This window comes from Paenibacillus macerans, from assembly GCF_900454495.1.
In the GTDB taxonomy this organism is placed as follows: domain Bacteria; phylum Bacillota; class Bacilli; order Paenibacillales; family Paenibacillaceae; genus Fontibacillus; species Fontibacillus macerans.
Map to the genome: position 1 here is coordinate 2042855 of NZ_UGSI01000001.1, position 18414 is coordinate 2061268.

17 protein-coding genes are annotated in these 18414 nt (G+C 54.7%); 3 read left to right on the forward strand and 14 right to left on the reverse strand.

What is annotated here, in order from left to right; all coding sequences use genetic code 11:
• Positions 1–40: 40 nt before the first annotated feature.
• Positions 41–1288 (forward strand): RICIN domain-containing protein, encoded by a 1248-nt coding sequence (locus tag DYE26_RS09315; protein ID WP_036623797.1) that lies wholly within the window; start codon positions 41–43, stop codon positions 1286–1288.
• Positions 1289–1411: 123 nt separating this feature from the next.
• On the opposite strand, the gene DYE26_RS09320 is transcribed toward DYE26_RS09315, so the two are convergent.
• The 7 genes from DYE26_RS09320 to DYE26_RS09350 all read right to left on the reverse strand — a co-directional run bounded on the left by DYE26_RS09320 (position 1412) and on the right by DYE26_RS09350 (position 6963).
• The gene (locus DYE26_RS09320; RefSeq protein ID WP_036623798.1) at positions 1412–2221 is read right to left on the reverse strand and encodes a GNAT family N-acetyltransferase; all 810 of its coding nucleotides are present in this window, start codon (positions 2219–2221) and stop codon (positions 1412–1414) included.
• A 50-nt stretch (positions 2222–2271) separates the two neighbouring features.
• Positions 2272–2832 (reverse strand): GNAT family N-acetyltransferase, encoded by a 561-nt coding sequence (locus tag DYE26_RS09325; RefSeq protein ID WP_036623799.1) that lies wholly within the window; start codon positions 2830–2832, stop codon positions 2272–2274.
• Between the two features lie 55 nt (positions 2833–2887).
• Positions 2888–3241, reverse strand: a complete 354-nt coding sequence (locus DYE26_RS09330) for a DUF3139 domain-containing protein (protein WP_036623800.1) — start codon at positions 3239–3241, stop codon at positions 2888–2890.
• Between the two features lie 10 nt (positions 3242–3251).
• Complete coding sequence (locus DYE26_RS09335; RefSeq protein WP_051985507.1) at positions 3252–3659, reverse strand: hypothetical protein; 408 nt, start codon at positions 3657–3659, stop codon at positions 3252–3254.
• A 525-nt stretch (positions 3660–4184) separates the two neighbouring features.
• Complete coding sequence (locus DYE26_RS09340) at positions 4185–5717, reverse strand: YcdB/YcdC domain-containing protein (protein WP_051985508.1); 1533 nt, start codon at positions 5715–5717, stop codon at positions 4185–4187.
• A gap of 16 nt (positions 5718–5733) precedes the next feature.
• Entirely contained in the window at positions 5734–6309 is a 576-nt protein-coding gene (locus tag DYE26_RS09345) for a DUF1572 family protein (RefSeq protein ID WP_036623801.1), read from the reverse strand.
• 126 nt (positions 6310–6435) lie between these two features.
• Positions 6436–6963 carry a SecY-interacting protein Syd gene (locus DYE26_RS09350; RefSeq protein WP_036623802.1) on the reverse strand — a complete coding sequence of 176 codons (528 nt, stop codon included), beginning with the start codon at positions 6961–6963 and terminating at the stop codon, positions 6436–6438.
• 418 nt (positions 6964–7381) lie between these two features.
• On the opposite strand from DYE26_RS09350, the gene DYE26_RS09355 reads away from it, so the two are divergent.
• Entirely contained in the window at positions 7382–9706 is a 2325-nt protein-coding gene (locus tag DYE26_RS09355; protein ID WP_051985509.1) for an Ig-like domain-containing protein, read from the forward strand.
• Here DYE26_RS09355 and DYE26_RS09360 read toward each other — a convergent pair.
• From DYE26_RS09360 to DYE26_RS09380, 5 genes are all read right to left on the reverse strand, one after another.
• Entirely contained in the window at positions 9681–10667 is a 987-nt protein-coding gene (locus tag DYE26_RS09360; protein WP_051985510.1) for a dihydrodipicolinate synthase family protein, read from the reverse strand. The two genes, DYE26_RS09355 and DYE26_RS09360, sit on opposite strands and share 26 nt — an antisense overlap.
• A 24-nt stretch (positions 10668–10691) precedes the next feature.
• Positions 10692–11990 carry a beta/alpha barrel domain-containing protein gene (locus tag DYE26_RS09365; protein WP_036623803.1) on the reverse strand — a complete coding sequence of 433 codons (1299 nt, stop codon included), beginning with the start codon at positions 11988–11990 and terminating at the stop codon, positions 10692–10694.
• A gap of 103 nt (positions 11991–12093) precedes the next feature.
• A complete protein-coding gene (locus DYE26_RS09370; protein ID WP_036623804.1) occupies positions 12094–13422 on the reverse strand; it encodes a helix-turn-helix domain-containing protein in 1329 nt (442 codons plus the stop codon).
• A gap of 43 nt (positions 13423–13465) precedes the next feature.
• Positions 13466–14629, reverse strand: coding sequence for a sugar phosphate isomerase/epimerase family protein (locus tag DYE26_RS09375; RefSeq protein ID WP_127463420.1), 1164 nt, complete (start codon positions 14627–14629; stop codon positions 13466–13468).
• Positions 14613–15611, reverse strand: a complete 999-nt coding sequence (locus DYE26_RS09380) for a Gfo/Idh/MocA family protein (RefSeq protein ID WP_036623805.1) — start codon at positions 15609–15611, stop codon at positions 14613–14615. Before DYE26_RS09380 ends, DYE26_RS09375 begins: the two co-directional genes overlap by 17 nt.
• A 710-nt stretch (positions 15612–16321) precedes the next feature.
• Here DYE26_RS09380 and DYE26_RS33100 point away from each other — a divergent pair.
• Positions 16322–16597: a hypothetical protein gene (locus tag DYE26_RS33100; protein WP_127463421.1), complete on the forward strand. Its 276-nt coding sequence runs from the start codon at positions 16322–16324 to the stop codon at positions 16595–16597.
• Here DYE26_RS33100 and DYE26_RS09385 read toward each other — a convergent pair.
• Together DYE26_RS09385 and DYE26_RS09390 are read right to left on the reverse strand one after the other, a co-directional pair.
• A complete protein-coding gene (locus tag DYE26_RS09385; protein WP_036623806.1) occupies positions 16590–17414 on the reverse strand; it encodes a carbohydrate ABC transporter permease in 825 nt (274 codons plus the stop codon). The genes DYE26_RS33100 and DYE26_RS09385 overlap by 8 nt on opposite strands.
• Positions 17415–17453: 39 nt before the next feature.
• A complete protein-coding gene (locus tag DYE26_RS09390; protein WP_036623807.1) occupies positions 17454–18413 on the reverse strand; it encodes a carbohydrate ABC transporter permease in 960 nt (319 codons plus the stop codon).
• Position 18414: the final 1 nt, after the last annotated feature.

An 18414-nucleotide genomic window follows, 5' to 3' on the forward strand; every position in this document is an offset into this window, starting at 1 on the left:
CGAAATTAGCAAGACAAACTACTAAAAGGAGTGAAAAAAAATGTTGAAGCTTGGTAAACCTCTCTACCTGTTTCTGCTGTTCACTCTCATCTTGTCTTTCTTCCCCGCCGCAGCTCCCAGCGCTTCCGCCGCAACCGATTGGAAACTCGTTTGGAGCGACGAATTTAACGGCTCCTCGCTGAATACGGCCAACTGGACCGCCGAAATCGGTACCGGCAGCGGAGGCTGGGGAAATAATGAGCTGCAGTATTACACCAACCGGCCGCAGAACCTGCAGGTGACGGGCGGCAATCTGGTTATCACGGCACAGAAAGAATCCTATGGCGGCATGAATTACACTTCGGCCCGCATCAAAACCCAAGGGCTGCAAAACTTTACTTACGGCAAAGTGGAAGCCAGAATCAAACTTCCCTCCGGACAAGGGCTGTGGCCGGCATTTTGGATGCTGGGTTCCAACATTTCCACGGTCGGCTGGCCTTATTGCGGGGAAATCGATATTATGGAACGGGTTAACCACAATCCGTTCGTAAACGGCACCGTACATTGGGATGCGGGCGGGCATGCGGATTACGGGCGGACATCCGGGAACCTGGACTTTTCCCAATATCATACGTACAGCATCGAGTGGGACTCCAAATACATTCGCTGGTTCGTGGACGGCAATCAATTCAATGAATTTTATATCGAAAATGGGACCGGGAACACCGAGGAATTCCAAAAGCCGTTTTTCATTCTGCTGAATCTTGCGGTCGGCGGCAATTGGCCCGGAAGTCCGGACGGCTCGACGCCATTCCCGTCGCAAATGCTGGTCGACTACGTTCGGGTATATCAAGCCTCGAACAGTTCATCCAACATTGAAAGCGGCGCCGTTTATACTTTGACCTCTAAAGCCAGCGGCAAAGTGCTGGACGTGACGGACGTCTCCATGGCGGACGGGGCCAAAATGCAGCAGTGGACCAATTACACCGCAACCAACCAGCGCTTCAAGGTGGAGCATATGGGCAGCGGTTACTATAAGCTGACGGCGATGCACAGCGGCAAGGTGCTGGATGTGCCGAGCTCAAGCACGGCCAGCGGCGTGCAACTGCAGCAGTGGAACGATAACGGAACCGATGCCCAGCGGTGGAAAATTGTCGATGTAGGCGGAGGCTACTATAAGCTGGTCTCCAAAGTCAGCGGCCTGGTCATGGACGTGTCCAGCGCCTCTACGGCGGACGGCGCGGCGGTTCAGCAATACACCGACAACGGAACGGATGCGCAGAAATGGTTGTTTACGAAAGTGAACTAAAACTAAGCGGCATATGATCGAACGACAAACGGGAAACCCGTGAGCGTTGAGCGGCGGGGTTCCCGTTTGCCGCTTCATAACAGCTAACAGCTCCATCACCAACACTTCCCCCCGCCTTCCATTTTATCGTGCGATCCAGTTCGTTCTGACGTAGCCGATTTTCATGCCGGCCCGCTCCATGTTTCTGTGGCTTTGCGATAAAAAAGCGCACTGGCCGACGGCCAGCTTGCAGCCCTGGCGGGATGCCTCCGCGATCCGCCGATGCAACAGCCTTTGCTGTAAGCCACGATTCCGGAATTGCGGCAAAGAGGCCGCAAAAGTGAACGATGCTATGCCGTCCTTGATATACATTACGCCGGCGGCGGCAGGCTCCTCCTTCACATAGGCCAAATAAAAATTCCAGCCGGGCCTGCCATAAAGCGCCTTGTTATTTTCGGCGACATACGGAATGCCATCGTCCGACAACCCCGTTCCCCGGCAATGAATCATGGCATAAGTCATAAACTCGTCTTCCTGAAGTTCTTTAACGGTGATTCCATCCATCTCGTCGATATGGGGAGTTTGGAGCTCTGAGAGGTATAAAGAGGTGTGAAATCCCGATTGAAAAAATCCGCGTTCGGCCAAACGGGCAAGTATATTCTGATCCACAAGCGACGGGACGAGTTCGAATTGGGGGGCTCGTCCTCTCGATTGGTAAAACTCGAGGATCGGGTCGATGAATTCCACGTCCGCAGCGGTTAATCCTTTTACGGTATTAAAAGAAGGCCAGGGCATGGTCCGGCTGTAAATGCACAAGGCGTTGCCGAACCGGCGGAGTTCAACTCCTTCCGGATTGCCCGGCCTGCGTTGAATGGCCAACATGCGATCATACATATAGTCGTTTTCAGATGAAACGATTTGTTGGATTAAAGCTCCCGACGGCAAATTGGGCATGTCCCACCTCGCAAAAAATATATTGGCGATAGAAATATCATTTTTCCCTTTTATGGCAGCACAGCGTCCAGATAACGGGAGGTCATCCCATCTCGCAAAATTTCCATATATAATTCGTCGTAAGCTTTTCCGTTAACGAGATAGCTCTGGCTTCTTCTGCCAAAGAGGCGGAACCCGGCTTTTTCGTAACACTTGATGGCCGGCTCGTTAAACTCGAAAACCCGAAGCATGATGTTGTTTAAGTTTAGTATTTTAAAGCCGTATTCGCACAACAGCTTGATGGCTTCCGCCCCGTAGCCCATACCTCTCTGCCGATCTTCGCCGATAAAAATTCCAAGCTCCGCGACTCTGCGAACCTGATCGATGGCAAACAAGGAGCAATTCCCGATCAGTTCGTCATTATTTTTCAACACAACCGCAAAATTTTGCCCTTCCCGGGCCATATTTTCGAGCACGCTTTGTTCCCGCGGCAAACTGAACACTTCAGCGGGAGAACCTATTTTCAAAGACAAAGATAAGTTATTGATCCACTTCGTGTATGTTTCGATATCCTCCGGATTCACCGGGGACAAATACAGCCTGTCCGCTTCCATTTTTTTGAAATACTTCATCTTCCGTCGCTCCTTATTTAAGTCATTCTGCAGGGATACGGTTGTACCTTCGGCTTCAATCATAAGGCACGTAATGCTTTAAATCGGTTTTGGTAATCCCCTTCTCTTGCCCTTCTTTGGTCAGTCTGTAGTTGAACTGCAGCACCTCATTGTGCGCAAAATAAACATATTCGACGTAAGGCTCATCCTTAAAGGTCACTACCGCGTAAAAAGCCGGCAATTTGATCCCCCATACGCCTTTAACCGACTTGATATCCGACTTTGCATAATGTTGTTCTTCCAGGAGATAATGGGTTACTCTTTGGGCATAGATGATTTTGTTGGCCTGAACATACACAAAAGGCGTTGCGACGAGCATAATCAAAAGGACGGCCAACCCCGTTTTAAACTTTTTTCTGATAGGAATCATTCCTTTGTTTTTAGAACCTTCTATCGAAATACTTCTCAAAAAACGCTCTGATGTATCCTTCAAATTCGGAGTTAGGTTTATAGTAGACGCCTTGGATGAGGTTTGGAATAAACCCTAGCTTTTTTTCCTCTCCCTCATATAAACTTATCCCAAACATAAACCCCGTCCTGTCCTCCTGGTTCTGATCGGGGGTCAGCTTGATATCTTTGATGCGGGTAATCCATTCCGCAATTTGCTGCCGGTCTTCGATCACCCTTCTTGCTCCCGTTGAGCCATCCGCCAAAATCACTTTATCGACTTGCAAAATATCGCCGGGATAAACCTCCGACAAGGAAAGGGGGCGTAAAGGGAGTGATTCCGGCTTGCTCTGGCATCCGGCGACCAATACGAACACCAAGATGATCCATAACCGTTTCATAATACACAAACCGCTCCTCAAAGACAGATTAAGACCTAATTTTCCGGCTCAAAACTTTTTGACAAAATCATCTTCATCCTAACCCGTTCAGCTTTCCAGCGCGATGGTATTGCCCCGAGAAAAGCTGCAACCGCCAGGCTGTCTGAAAAACTCCAGCGAGAAAAACATAAAGGCAAAAAATGCCGTTATTCCAGCGATATCCGTCCATTTGGGAGAGATAGAGACAATTTATGTTGCTATTTTCTCGAACCGCAAGGAAATCCCCGCGTTTCGGACCATTCATAGGAAAATAAGTACAAAATATGCCGCTAATGGGAACCAGCATGATCATATCAGGGTAATAAGCACATAAAGTGCCGCTATTTTGAGGTCCTGCCGACCAGTTGGTCCCGCCGAAGGTTGGTCTACAGACGGTTGGTCCTACCGACGCTTTCTCCTGCCACGGTTGCTCCCGCCGACAGTTGGTTGCCGTTTCCGGTAGCCGGCAGTCAAACGCCGATTTCTGGGCGGGGCCGAATTTACTGTCTATTCCCTCCGCAAAATGAACTCCCCGGTCACCGCGTCGATAAAAGCGAGGCGCCGCTTTTCCCCACGGCGGTTCGCCGCCGTAGGATCGGATTGATACACGAGCCGGTATTCCGGCGTCTCCTGATCACGATCCAGAAACCACTTTAGACGAAGTTTCAGCTGCCCGGCATATAACCCGAAGGCCTGTTCGGGCGTAATCGCCGGATGGAATTGCCTTGAAGCGAGAGCCTCGATCATTTCATAAGAAGTCCCCATATACATGCATACGGCTTTGGTAGCAGTGCACACGCTGATCGTTACCCGTTCGAGATGAAGGGGGATGCCGCCGATATAAACCGGCAGGTAAAAAAATTCCCTGGACCGCTCCTCTTCCCTCTCGTCCTCGGCATCCATTTGCAGTTGGAGATACTTCGTATAATCCGGGAAAACCATCCGCAAAAACCGTTCCGCCACTTCCCAGCACTCGGCCCGGTTTAGCGCGGGACTCCCTTCCTCGCCACAGCCCGTATGGTGATAACCAACCAGCCGTCCCGTCGATTTTTCCACCTGCACCATAATCGAAGCTTTGCGGAAAAAGCGCAGCTTGTCCCCCCATTTTCGCTCCATATAACCTTCCGCCGACAGGGGATCCCGTTCAACCTCCTCTTCCTCTTGCGTCTTAAGTTGATAGATCCGTGTGATTCTTTCCTCATCGTCCGAACATTTTTCCAGGACATACCGGTTCATATCGATACCCAGCCGCTGCTCCCAGGACTCTTCCGAAAGAGGCGGCGCTTGCATTATGTTCTCACTCGAAGATAGCGGGCGGCTCGGCGGCAAAACATAATGATCAGGTCCGAACAGGTCGCGGCCGGTGGCCGCGTCGATCAGGGCATGGTCCGGCTCAGGCTCATAAACAAGGAGGTATTCGGATTCGCTGCCTTTTATTTCATAGATGGAAGGATGCAGGTTTAAAATAATGGGGTTCATCCGCAGACGTTGCTTGTGGTCCTCTAAAACTTGCGCTTCAGGCGCGATCGCCTCGGGCCGGCCCGGTATAGGAATCGTCTTGTCCAACCGTCCTTCCAGCCGATAACGGGTAACGTTGAAGCGGTGATCCACCGTCAGCTCGCACCCCGTTTCCGGGAGCGGCAAGCCCAAAGCTTCCTGGCGATAGGCGAACGTATACGGAATTCGTCTTTTCATCGTTTCGCAGAAGGTCAGTTTGCCAGGCTCGGGATGATATTCGGCTACAAAGGCATCCGCGGCCTTTTTCGCCAGCTTAAGCTTATCTTCATCCGCCAAAAGGCTTGCGGTTTCCGCCCCGTTATCCCCCTCCGGCCCGTTTATGCTAAACCGGGTAAGAACTCCCGTGGCGATATCCAGGGAGACTTCAATTTGCTGCTCCTCATCGCCGGGATCCTCCCAAATAAAACATCGTTCCCGCTCTTCCTCCTGGGGAACACTGTCCTCCATCTCCAGCCGGTAATGCGGGGGGACTGCGGCAATGGTTTGCGCGATTTGGCGAAGTTGATTGAAATCAATGCCCATGAGTGTGGCTTCCCCCTTACTTCAAGCGCTTCAGTTCATCGTCGGTAAAGTTTTTGACGACCTTGTCTTGCGAAAATTTTGTCTCATTATATTGATAGGAGCGGTTTCTTGGGATGGACAAGCTGTCCCAGTCCGTTTTCTTCAGAATCTTGGCGGCATATATGATCTGCCCGACATGGTAAGGGTAGTGCGCCAGCTGCCTGTTGATCGCCTCCATAACGGTGTGGCCTTCATTGCGGATATATACAATTTGCGTCAATTGATCCGGCCGGACGGAACGAATGGCGCTGAGCAAGCAATCCCAGCCTTCATTCCATTTTTGCAGCAGTTCCTCTTGGCTTAGGATATCATTTTCAAACTCGGCATCGCGGTTGCGCCAAGGTTTCTCCCCGTCGGACGTAAGAAAATCGGTCCAGCGCGAAAGCATGTTTCCCCACAGGTGCTTTACGATCGTGGCAATGCTGTTGGAATCCTCGTTAAAAGCGGCGAACCATTGGTCCGGTTCCAATTGAGCCATCGCTTTTTCTCCCAGCGTTTTATAGTAAAGAAATTGCTTCTCTACGCTTTCCAGATAGATTTGATTCACGTCCATGGGATGTTCCTCCTTCTTTTCTTTCCAGAATTTTCATATATCTTAACATAGATACCTGCTCCTGGGAAATACGATTCCGAAACGGATCAAACGGTTCTCGGCATCTGCTTTCGCCGGTATCCAGATCTACAGCTTTATGGCTTTTAACGCTTGTATTAATTCGGTAATGGAAGGGGTCAGCACGCCATTGGGATCCTGCTGCAAATCGCCAAAGTTTCCATATTCCGTATCAATCCATTCAACCGCTCCCGTTTGATTGTTAAAAACCAGCAAAATTTCGCCGATATTCGCATAGATGGAACCGATCCAGATCCGCTGCCCAAAGTCATTTCCGCCGGTCCATACGGTGTAGTTATTCATGAGCTGTTCATTGATGGTCTGGCTTGGGTCCAAACCTTGAAGCGCGATATGGAGCTTAGATTCTTTATTGAATTCAAACCAGTTTCCCCATTGATCCGTGGACGGCACCTGGGACGCATCGATAACCCCTTCCAACTCCTCAAAATAAAAACTCCCGTAATATTCTTGCAGTTCCGGATGAAGCGTAAACCCAAGCTCCCGCTCGGCCGCCGAAAAATCAACTTCTTCCGTATTTACTTGATAGGCACCTGGATAATGTTGTTGTAGAAAGTGTTGAAGTGTCTCTTTAAGCATCATATATAGCTCCTTTATTCGCCGGATAATCCCAGTATAGCATGCTTTATAGGCATACTCTGCCATAAAACGAATCGCTGCTCAATTCACGTTGGAAATACCCAATAGAATTGGAAGGCTATCTCCAAATAGCAGGGTTGATTGGATTTTTCCAATAGATTTACCCCAACATTGAAAAAAAGAGCTTGATCGAGCAAATCTATTGGATATTTCCAACCAGACGGCTGATTCAGCAGTTTCTAAGGCTAAGCTATTGGATTTTTCCAATCAGCCAAACCGCAACCCCACTTCCCCCGCCAATCCCCAAGACAAGCCCGCTTTAAAGGACGATATACGGATATTTTCCTTTGCAAATATTGCCGCTACAATGAGAAAAAATCGGCGGGTGCTCATCCGCGTGAAAGTGAGGGAGATGAAGATGTTAGCTCATCGTTTGAAGCGGAATGGCGGCGTTTCCTGTTGGTTGTTTAGGCTCTGCATCGCGCTACTGTCCGCGGCATTGCTTCCCCTGTGGCCCCTGGCTTCGCTTCCCGCCGCATCGGCCGAGTCCTCCTTGACCATCGACACGCCTGCGGACGGCGAGGATGTGGACGTCGGGACGATCACCGTATCCGGCCGTTATAGCGAAGCTTACGCCATCAAACTGATCGTAGGCGGCACCGAGCAGCTCGATACCCGGATGGAAGGGGAAAGCGGCGCGGAATCGGGCACATGGTCTGCCGAACTGGACACAAGCCGGTATGACGGGGAGATCACTCTGGTCGCCAAAGGAACGAACAGCACTACCCGTTATGGCGTGACCAGCGCCCCCGCCGTCATCACCGTAAACAATCCGGACGCGGTGAAGCCGGTCGTGACCATCATCAGCCCGCGCGACGGGGAGAAGGTCAAAGGTTCCGGCACGACGGTTCAAGTCTTTGTTGCCTCCCCAAACCCGTTGACGAAAGTGGAGGTGAGAATTAACGGAGGTGCGTGGAAACGGGCGGGGAAATCCGGAAAAGTATACAAGTACAACTGGAACACAAAAGGCCTCGGCAACAAAACCTCCAGCATTGAGGCCAGGGCCGTTGATTCGCGGGGGAACATCGGCCGCAGCTTAACCGTCTATGCTTCCACCGGCAGCGGAACCCACGAGGATATTACGCTTGCAAAACAGGATCGGGCCATGTGGATTTGGGAAAAAGCGGCCTACAACCTGTTCCTTAACCCGGGTTCGCGGACCGCGCTAAAAGCGTTTGCCGACGACACCTCCACCTTCGATTCGGATCCGATCACCACTTTTTATGTCGGCGTGTTCCCCTATGGCGGGGTAGACATCCTGGAGGAATATCCGGAAAAAGTCCGCGATTTCGTGCGGTGGGCGCACGACAACGGGTACCAGGTTCATGCCTGCATCGCCGGCGGTACGACTCCTCCATATTTGGGAGCGCTTACACCATATCACGAGCATGCGATCCGCGAGATGGAAAAAGTGATCAACTACAACATCTCCGCCGCGCCGGACGAACGCTTTGACGGCGTCAACGTGGATATTGAACCTTATATCCTGCCCGAATTCGGAGCCGAAAAGCCCTCCGTTCAGCGGCAATATCTGGATGTCCTGCAAAAAATGATCGACCGCCGGGACACCGCCGGCATCGATTTGCCCTTCGGGCCGGCCATCCCGCGCTGGTTCGACAGCAGCGCGAGCTCCAGCGATATTACGTGGAACGGCGAAACGAAATGGCTGTCCGAGCATGTCCAGGACATCAGCGACTATATTTCGATCATGGATTACCGCGATACCGCGGACGGCAGCGCCGGCATCATCGCCCAGGCGCAAGGCGAACTGGCCTACGCCAACGCGATCGGCAAGCCGAATTCCGTCGTGGTCGGCGTGGAAACGCTCGATATCGCAAACAGCGGCGATCCTGAAACGATCACCTTCCGCGAAGAGGGACGGACTTACATGGAAGCGGAGCTCGACAAAGTGTACGCGGCGTTCAACGGCAATCCCGCGTTTGCGGGGATCGCCATGCACCACTACGATTCCATCCGCTGGCTGCCTTCCGTCTGGGGACCGGACGGCCACTTGTGGCGCGTCAAGCCGGAGGATACCTCGCCCCCGTCCGCGTTGAGCGGAGATCCGGAGGCGGCGGCGTTCGATTATCAAAGCATCAATTTAAGCTATGGCCGGGCCACGGACGACTCCGACATTGAGCATTATTTGATATACCGCAGCACGGAGCCGGATTTTACCGCGGATGAAAGCAGTCTCGCCGGAAGCTCGCGGAATTTGACCTACGTGGATTCGGGCCTGCTGCCGGATACGACCTATTACTACAAAGTTGCGGCCATGGATATCAGCGGAAATGTCGGTCCTGCCACCTCCGCAACCTCAAGCGCGACGGCATCCACGTATTTGCGGCCGATGATCATCGGCGATATGGATGTGGTCTTTAACGGAACGCGCGCCGAGGTGTCGCTGCACATCGTCGACCTGGAAACCGGCGATGGCGTGACCGCCGCCGTATACGGCCGGTTTACGCAAAGCGGAGGCCGATACATCGAAATGCGGACCGACGCGGACGGTTTGGCCACCGGAAGCTCCGAGGCGTTGACCTTTCCTTCCGGCGAAGCCGGTTTCTGGCCGCAGCGGATCGTGGCCCCCGGCTACTATTGGGCGTCCGCCTACGATGAGCGGCGTAACGCGACCGCCTCGTGGTCCAAGACGGCTTTCAGTACAACGCCTGATCCGCAATAACCTGCCGGAGCGTTTCGATTTCCACGCGGGTCATTTCATATCCGGCGATATCATGGGCGGCTTCCTCCGGAATGACGCCGGACAACGCCAGGCACCACAGCATCCGCAAAATGTATTTGTCCATCGGCTGCATAAACGTACGTTCGGCATAGGCGTCAACCCGCGAGGATAGCGCCAGAAAGGTTTCGAAATTCCCCTCTGCGAACGTCCGCATCAGATCGCGCTGGATGCCCGGGAACGCGGCGCCCAATCCGACCAGGGCGCTGCGGGCCCCGCGCATCAGCGAGTAACCGAACATCCGGTCCTCTCCGGTGATGAGCAGCTTCTCCGGGAACTCGGACGAAATCAGCGTGGATACGTCCTGCAGCGTCATGACGCTGTCGAGCGTGGCCACTTTGATGCCGAGCGTCCGGGGCAGCGCGAGCAGTTCCCGCAGCACTTCTGCGGAATACGACACGCCCCCGGCCTCGTCATACAAATAAAAAAGCACCAAAGGGCAGCCGAACCGGGACAGCTTGCAATGATAGCTTACGATCGCCTCATCCCGTTCCCCGGGGGGCAGCCCCTTGAAAATCGCCGGCGGGAACACGAGCAGGGCGTCGGCCCCCCAATGAATCGCATCGGCGGCCATGCCCAGGCTGTCCCGTTCCCACTGGCGGATTTTCATGCTCCCCAGCAGCCGGTTGTCGGGAATCGCTCCCACCCCGGCGATCAGCAGTTTTTGTTCGCCCAGCGCGGATTTCCAAACCTCCAGCACCTGCTTGCGCTCATGCCGATCCAAATGCAGCCCTCTGCCCGTATGCGCCCAAACGGCGGCGCCGGCGATCGGCTGTTCCGAAAGATACTGCGCGTAGGCTTCCTGCGCTTTCGCGTGGATTTGTCCCGTATAATAGCGGGGCACGGGCACGGCGGGGATCAACCCCCAAGTACATGCGTTTTTCACGGCATCCGTGTTATTCATTCGTACAACCTTCCTTTTCTTTTTCTACTCCAGAAAAAAAGCGCGTCCCCGGTCCCGATACCAATTCGTCACCTCAAGGAATGAAGCTGTTCCGCTGCGGCCGGCGATTTCGCCCGTTTCGCGCAAATGAAGCATCCAAGCAACCAATCCTACATCGGGATGGAAAAATAATTCATGCAGCGCGCGCTGCGTTTTGGAGCCCCGCTTCATGCTGTAGGCGTCGCCCGGCAATTGAAACAACGTATGCATCTGCAGGCTCGAAACGCCGCGCAGCGCATATTCCAGCGCCATTTTGCCAGAGTGCACGTCGCCCGTTCCCGACAGGACGGGCACGGGGAACGGCAGCTCGCCTTGCAGCTCCAGCCGGCGCAGCCCGGACAAAATCCGCAGATTGCGCGCGCTGAGGTCCGGTCCGCCATAGGCCGCCCCGGCTTTACCGCCGCCGGCAGCCGGACGGCCGGAGTCGTACAGCCGGTTCGCGTAAACGATATAATCCGCCCCGGCAGCCCCTTCTTCCGCCAATGTCCTTACCGTCCGCAATTGGAACTCGTCATCGAACAGCGTGTTCATCAGCTTGATGCCCAGCCGTATATCCCCGTCCGGCAGCGCCGACCGGATCGCTTTCGGCACCTCCCTGAGCCAGCGTATAATCGCCGGGCGCTGGGCGGCCCGGTCAGAGCCGGCCAAAGTCGGGCTGAAATCTTTCTCCAGCTGAAGCGGACCGGCTTCGCCGGCCTCCTTCCAGACTTGCGCCAAGCGCCGCGTTGTATAACGGTATTCGTCCAAACGAAAATCCTCGCTTATGGCAGGCAGATGGTATTTACAGGACGGCACGACCACGGTTCCCCGTTCCCGCCCGAGCTGCAGCGCTTCCCGAACGAAACTCAAATACTCGTCAAAACTGCCGTGCCAGCCCCGGCCTTGCCAGGTTACGTTCCAGCCCGGCTCTCCCGTTTCTTTGCCGACGATCCGGCCCACTTCCATCCGCGTTTCCTTGACGGCCCATTCCTTCATCGAGCGTTCGCCCTGCTCGTCCTCCGCGATGACCGTTTTGAGCACAACGAAGCCGAGGCCCGCTTCCGCATCGGCTTGGACCTGGTAAGCGCTGAGCGACAATTGGCCCGAGGCTTTGCCGAAAGGATTTTTGATCGGGCGCGGTCCATAATGTGAAGATACATCCAGTCCGTATTGTTCGAGCAAATAGCGTTCGAGCCGCTCCGGCAGCCCCGTTTCGCTGAACCGTTCGTAATCGCGGCGTATCCGCACCGCGTCCTCCCGTGAAATCCGCGGCGGACCGGCCGGCAAAATAAGGCGGTTAATCATCCTCATCCCCTCTGTTATTAGGTTCTTGAAGATGTGTATTCAGAAATGGCCGGCCGTATCCTTGTTCCGGCAATTTTTTAACATTTGCAACCAATTCGGCGGTTTACTCCGAACGGAGATTTTCCAGGTTGAGCGCATAAATTTGCCTTGGCCGGCCGCGCCCCACCGGCTGTTCCTCGCCTACGATCGAGGCGATGCCGTACTTTTCGAGCGCGGCCATAATCCGCCGCGCGCTGCGCAGCGTAATGCCGAAGCCCTCCGCCAGCTGTGCGGCGGTCAGGGTCGAAGTGCCCAGCCGGCGGCAGAGCGAAATCAGCTTGTTGATCGTGCCGACGCTAAGCCCCGCTTTTTTCGCCAGGGAGATCAGCTCCGGGTCTTCGCTGCGCGCCGAATATTTTAAAGTCAGCTCCGATCCCAGCGGCCCGTAAACGAGACCGTCCTGCATCATCAAAAAGCAGTTGCCCCCGCCCCCCGCCTTCGCTTTCTGCAGCGCTTCCCGCGCTTTTCCTTCCGCTTCGTTGGCCGTCCGACCGAGCCCGATGCCGATGCTGGCGTTCCACTGCAGCCGTTCCATCACCTCCAGCAGCAGCGGGGCCTCCTGAAATTTCCGGGTCACCTGCTCAATGATACCGTGCGTCGTAATAAAAGAGGCTTCTCCCGAATCGTTCCATTTGATCAGCGACTGCGTCGCCTCGCCGAAATCGACCAAAATTTGCTGGAGCACGATTTTTTTGCGCTGGATATCGTATTCGGAGACCGCCTCCTTAAGCACCCGCTCATAATGGTCGATGCTTAAAATGCCGATGGCGATTTGCGTACGGCTAAGCCGCAGGCTTTTCCCTTCGAGCAGCGCCCGGCTGAGGCAGTCGCGGATCGACGAGCGGGTGGGGATGACGCGGAACGCGGGAACGCCCAGCTCGGACAGCTGCTGGTAAACCGAGGTCACACAGGTGACGGTGGCGGTTACGCGGCCTTTTTTCCATAAATCGTAATGAAAAGCGACCAGGTCGTCATGACGGATTCCGGAAGCGTAGGATTTCACGTGGATTTGCCGGCGCGTTAAGCCCAATTCGTCAAGCTGTTCGGCCAGCTCTTGCGTTTGAAGCACATCGACGCTGATGCGGACCTCCTCGTCAAAGGCCGCCGGCCGCCGCCGGAAAAAATCAAACAGCACCTTGTACAGCGCGGTTCCGGAATAATGCACATGCACCATCGGCAGCCCGGGATCGCTATCGAGCGCCAACCGGTAAGGGATCGGACCGGTAAACAGCAAAATATCCGCCCGTTCCCGCACGCCGGCGACGACGTTCAGCGTATCCTGCTCGTGCGGATAAGGCGCGGGGAACATGGACAACTCAGGAAAAACTTCGCCCGCCTGCAGCACCGTTTCCACCAGATCGTGCGGGCCAATCACCGCCACCTTCATGTTCATGACGGCCTTCACCTCCGTTTGAGGCTTGTAAGGGCTTTTCGGTTCAGGCAGTCGTGCGGGACAAGTAATCCCTCACTTCGGCGTACGACTGCCGCGTTAGCTCCAGAACATCCTCCCCGAAATATTCAAAAGAAATAAACCCGCCGTAACCTTGAGCCCGCAGCTCCTTCAAAATGGAGCGGTGGTCCGCATCGCCCTGCAGTACGGGAACCGGCTTGCTTAACGCCCAGTTGTCGCGGTTCCAGCGGTAGTCCTTAAAGTGTACATGCGTGATGGAGCCGTAAAACCGCTTCAGCACCGGCAGCGGATCAAGCCGGTCGACAAACAGATTAAAGCCGTCGTAAATCAGCTCAAGCTCCCCGGGTGGCCAGGGTTGGTTGGGTTGGTTGGGTGGCCTGGGGTGTCTTATTTGCCTGGGTTGCCCTACTTGCCCAAGCAGCGCCGCAAGGGAGTCCGCCGTATCGGCGAACGTGCCGTTGTGGATTTCCACCGCCAGCTTAACTCCCTGCTCGCGGCAAGCGTTTAGCGCTTTATCCAAGCCGATAAAGGCCCGGCTCCACTGCTCGCCGCTCGCCTCCCGCGAAGCCAGGTGCCCCGCGAACGTACGGATTCGCGGGCAGCCGATCGCCGCGGCCCACTCCGCCGCTTGGCTGATGCGGGTTACATCCCGTTCGGATTCGCTGTCGCTCCGGGAAAAATACGTGTAATCGCTGATCGCCGGAACGGCCAACCGATGCCTGGCAAGGAGCCGGCGGAGATCGGCGGATGTGCCGCCTCGGTGCGCGAAGTCTTCGAGATGGCCGATCCACAACTCGGCGCCTTGCAGCCCCAACTGCTCGCACGCGGCGAGCACCTCCTCCAGCGTCAGCGATTTCAGCCCCGTCGAGCAGAGGCTGAACTTCATGTTGCTGCCGCCGGGCTCAAGGGAAATTTGGGGGAGCGGGACATCCAGCATATCCAACGTGATTGGTACGTCCGGCGTATCTTGCGTGTTCGGTGCACACGCTGTATCCAACGTGTTCTGTGCACACGGCGCACTCTGCGTGTCCGGTACACACGCTGCATCCCGCCCATTCGGTTCACACCGCGCATCCTGCGTGTCCGGTACACACACTGCATCCTGCGTGTCCGATGCCCCCAGTGTATCCGGCGGCGCATCGACTAAATAGCGCTGGTGATCTTCATGGGGCTTACGGGCTTCGCACAATTTGTTCCACCCCCGTTTCATGCGAACAGTACACCGCTTCGAGCGCAGCGATGACGGACCGGGCGTAAGCGCCGGAGCAGTCCGGCTCCGCATCGCGCTCAATCGCCTGCAGCAAATCCTGAAGCTGGAGGCAAAACGGGTCTGCGGAATCGCCGCGATTGCTGCCCGCAACCGGCTCATACCGCCCGTTCCGGCTGATCCACAGCCCTCTGGCGGAAATTAACTTCGCCATTCCGCCGGTGAAGATCAGCTCGGTTTCGTCTTTGGCCACGCCTTCGTACCCGGACTGGACGATGACCGCCCCCAGGCCGCTTGCCGTCTCCGCAAAAACCACGCCGCTTCCTTCCACATCGCCGAACCTGCCTTCATAACTGAGGTTGGCTTTTACCTTGCGGATGCGGCTGCCGGTGAGCCACTGAATTTTGTCGATCGAATGGGCGCCAAGATTCATCATGATTCCGCCTCCGGCCTTGGCCTTCTCGAAAAACCAGCAGGGCCGGCCGCCGCCAAAATAAGGCAGGTGCCGCGTATCGTGGATCGCCACCAACTTTCCTAGCCGACCGCTGCGGATAAGGGCTTTGGCCCGCAAGTTAGACGGCAAATAATGCTGGGTGTGGCCGACCATCAACTTAACCCCGGCCGCGCTTGCGGCGGCCAAGATCGCGTCGCACTGGGCCACGCTCAAGGCCATCGGCTTCTCCAGCAACAGATGGCAGCCGTGCTCCGCGCAGAAAACGGCGCATTCTTCATGCAGATAATGCGGCAGCGCAATGATCGCGATATCCGGCCGCTGTTCGCGGATCATCTCCCGGTAGCCGGCGTAGAAGGCGAGGCCGTATTTTTCCGCGGCCGCACGGCCTTTCGCCTCATCGATATCCGCCACGGCCACGGCAGTTAACCGCTCCGGACCCATCTGTACGATCGCCTCCAAATGATTTTCCGATATGATGCCCGCCCCGATCAGGGCCACCCGGCAGGCCATCCTGTTCCCTCCCCGGCCAAAATATATATGGTTACGTTGCGGTTCCCGACTCGCTCCATGGTATAATTCATGCACAGTTCATGTGGTATGGTTCATGCTACATTTCACAATACCGCTCCGGTGCGGCTCATTTCTCAACTCGACCGGCCTTTGAAGCTTTGCGGCCCGTTCTAACGGACTCCAGCGCCGCTATTTCGCCGAAACCACGAGTTTTCAGGATGTAACGGTTACCAGAGGACACCAGAGACCTTATTTGACACTAGCGTTGCATTAACTTTTGCTAAAAATTTCCCAAAAAAGCCCCCCGGAAATCTAACGGTTGTAGCAGTTGCTATTTTACGAAAAAAGGCCTTTTCTAAATTCTAACGGTTGTAAGCGTCGTTAATTGCCTGAATCTAAGCCCAAATAGCCGGATTTAAGTGAAATAAGCGCCATGGCAACCGTTACAATTTGAAATCAACGTTTTTGGAGCAAATAGCGCTTGTGGCAACCGTTAGAATATTGGCATGGGCTAGAAAATGTATCTTGTCAGATTTAATGCAACGCTAGTGCTTATTTGCCATTTAAACGCACTTTTCCCACTCTTTTTATGAGCCCCAAAAAAATAGCGGCCAATTTATGGCCCTATTTTCCAAATCGCAGCATGTTTACGCCCTTAGCGACATTTTATGTCCTTATATTCCAACGAAAGGTGCAAAGTGGTCATTTCCATGCAATTCAAAGAAAATAGCGGCAAAAATTACCTCTATTGCTCTCAAAATGGGGAACATCGTCAAAATAGCGACATTTTTTTCCGTTATATTTGGCTTGAATCGCGCTCACGTTACTTAATGCCGGCGAAGCTGCTGTCCCGGCAGAATTACTGCCCCGGCGCCACTTCACCGGCCCTACTTATTCTCTGCGAAGCTGTTGCCCTGGACTACTTCCTCTGCCCTGCTTATCCCAGCGGAGCAGCTTCCCTGATGAAATTCTCCCGGCCTACTTAATCCCCGCAGAGTTGCTGCCCTGCACAAAATATTTCTCCGCGAACAAAAACACGAGCAGGATCGGGATCAGGCTCATCAGCGCGGCGGCGACCATGTACTGCTCGTTTCCCGACCATTGGCCGGCCATGGACAAAATGCCGATCGGCAGGGTGAAGTTTTCTTTGGAGGTGAGGAAGATCGCCGGGGACAAAATTTCGTTCCACTTCGTCATAAACGTGAACACCGCCAGCGTCGCGAAGGTCGGTTTGCACATCGGCACAAAGATGCGCAGGTAAATCTGGAACGGGTTGCAGCCGTCGAGCCGGGCGGACTCCTCGTAATCGCGGGGGATGCCGAGGAAGGCCTGACGCATCAGGAAGATCCCGAACGGCTGGGCCAGCCATTCGATAATCCACAGCGGGGTCAGCGTATCCAGCATATGCAGCGATTTGAAGATGACAAACTGCGGAATAATGAGCACGACCGGCGGAATCATCATCGTCCCGAGCACGACGAGGAACAGCGTGTTTTTCAAAGGAAATTTCAGTCTGGCAAAAGCGAACGCCACCATAGAGCAGGAAATCAGCGCGCCAACGACCGACAACACCGTGATGATGGCGCTGTTCAGCGTATACTGCCCGAACGGCCCCATTTTCCACACTTCGGCATAATTGCTCCACTGCACGGGCGAAGGAATCCATTCCGGGGGCACCTGTGTATATTGGGCATAACTTTTCAAGGAATTAAACAGCGTGGTCAAAAAAGGCGTTAGCATCACCAGCGAGCTTAATATCATCACCGCATATCCCACGGCGCCCCGCCAACGGTTCCATTTCATGCGCCGGCCCCCCCTTCTTTCCCGCTTCGGCGTCTTTTCTCATTCGTAATGCACCCACTTTTTCTGCAGCGACATTTGTACGACCGTCAGCAAAAACAGGATGACGAACAGCACCCAGGCGATCGCCGAGGCGTAGCCCATGCGCAGGAACGAGAAACCTTCCTGATACAGGTAGATCATCAGCACCAGGCTGGCCTTGTTCGGACCGCCCGCGGACGAAGCGTCCAGCGCCCCGCCGGTCATGACGTAAATTTGCTCGAACGCCTGAAACGTCGAAATCGTGCTCATGATCAGCACCAGAAACGTTGTGCCCGAGATCAGCGGCACCGTGATCCGGCGGAACTTTTGCAGCGTGCCCGCGCCGTCGATTTCCGCGGCTTCATAGACATCGGAAGGGACGTTCTGCAGACCCGCCAGGTATATGACCATAATGTAGCCGATCCCCTTCCACACCGCGATCAGCACGAGCAGCGGAATGACGAGATGCTCATCCTGCAGCCATTTTTGCGGCGTCAGGCCGATGGTTTGCAGCAGCGCGTTGGCAAAGCCGAACCGCGGATTGAACACTGCGTCGGACACGTACATGATGACCGTCCAGGAGGAGATCACCGGCAAAAAATGCGCCAGCCGAAAAAACTTCAGCCCTTTGAGCTTCTGGTTCAGCGCCACGGCCAAAATCAATGCCAGCACCGTCTGCAGCGGCACGAACAAAACCGTAAAATAAACGGTGTTCCCCAGCGCTTTCCAAAACACCGGCTCACTTAGCAGCTTCCGGTAATTGTCCAGCCCCGTCCACTGCGGCGGGTTCAAAATATCGTACTTAGAAAAGCTGAAATACAAAGAAGCGAGCAGCGAGCCCAGCACAAACACGATAAAATGCACGAGATAAGGGGTCACCATCAGGAGTCCCCATTGGCCGTCGTTGTTAAGCCGTTTTGGGCGGACGCGGGCGGACTTCTGCCCGCCTTCGGTCCGCACGGTTTCCGTTTTTTTCAACATG

Coding starts and splice junctions, on each gene's coding strand:
- DYE26_RS09315 (WP_036623797.1), top strand. CDS start 41: ATGTTGAAGCTTGGTAAACCTCTCTACCTGTTTCTGCTGTTCACTCTC.
- DYE26_RS09320 (WP_036623798.1), bottom strand. CDS start 2,221: ATGCCCAATTTGCCGTCGGGAGCTTTAATCCAACAAATCGTTTCATCT.
- DYE26_RS09325 (WP_036623799.1), bottom strand. CDS start 2,832: ATGAAGTATTTCAAAAAAATGGAAGCGGACAGGCTGTATTTGTCCCCG.
- DYE26_RS09330 (WP_036623800.1), bottom strand. CDS start 3,241: ATGATTCCTATCAGAAAAAAGTTTAAAACGGGGTTGGCCGTCCTTTTG.
- DYE26_RS09335 (WP_051985507.1), bottom strand. CDS start 3,659: ATGAAACGGTTATGGATCATCTTGGTGTTCGTATTGGTCGCCGGATGC.
- DYE26_RS09340 (WP_051985508.1), bottom strand. CDS start 5,717: ATGGGCATTGATTTCAATCAACTTCGCCAAATCGCGCAAACCATTGCC.
- DYE26_RS09345 (WP_036623801.1), bottom strand. CDS start 6,309: ATGGACGTGAATCAAATCTATCTGGAAAGCGTAGAGAAGCAATTTCTT.
- DYE26_RS09350 (WP_036623802.1), bottom strand. CDS start 6,963: ATGCTTAAAGAGACACTTCAACACTTTCTACAACAACATTATCCAGGT.
- DYE26_RS09355 (WP_051985509.1), top strand. CDS start 7,382: ATGTTAGCTCATCGTTTGAAGCGGAATGGCGGCGTTTCCTGTTGGTTG.
- DYE26_RS09360 (WP_051985510.1), bottom strand. CDS start 10,667: ATGAATAACACGGATGCCGTGAAAAACGCATGTACTTGGGGGTTGATC.
- DYE26_RS09365 (WP_036623803.1), bottom strand. CDS start 11,990: ATGATTAACCGCCTTATTTTGCCGGCCGGTCCGCCGCGGATTTCACGG.
- DYE26_RS09370 (WP_036623804.1), bottom strand. CDS start 13,422: ATGAACATGAAGGTGGCGGTGATTGGCCCGCACGATCTGGTGGAAACG.
- DYE26_RS09380 (WP_036623805.1), bottom strand. CDS start 15,611: ATGGCCTGCCGGGTGGCCCTGATCGGGGCGGGCATCATATCGGAAAAT.
- DYE26_RS33100 (WP_127463421.1), top strand. CDS start 16,322: ATGCAATTCAAAGAAAATAGCGGCAAAAATTACCTCTATTGCTCTCAA.
- DYE26_RS09385 (WP_036623806.1), bottom strand. CDS start 17,414: ATGAAATGGAACCGTTGGCGGGGCGCCGTGGGATATGCGGTGATGATA.
- DYE26_RS09390 (WP_036623807.1), bottom strand. CDS start 18,413: ATGTTGAAAAAAACGGAAACCGTGCGGACCGAAGGCGGGCAGAAGTCC.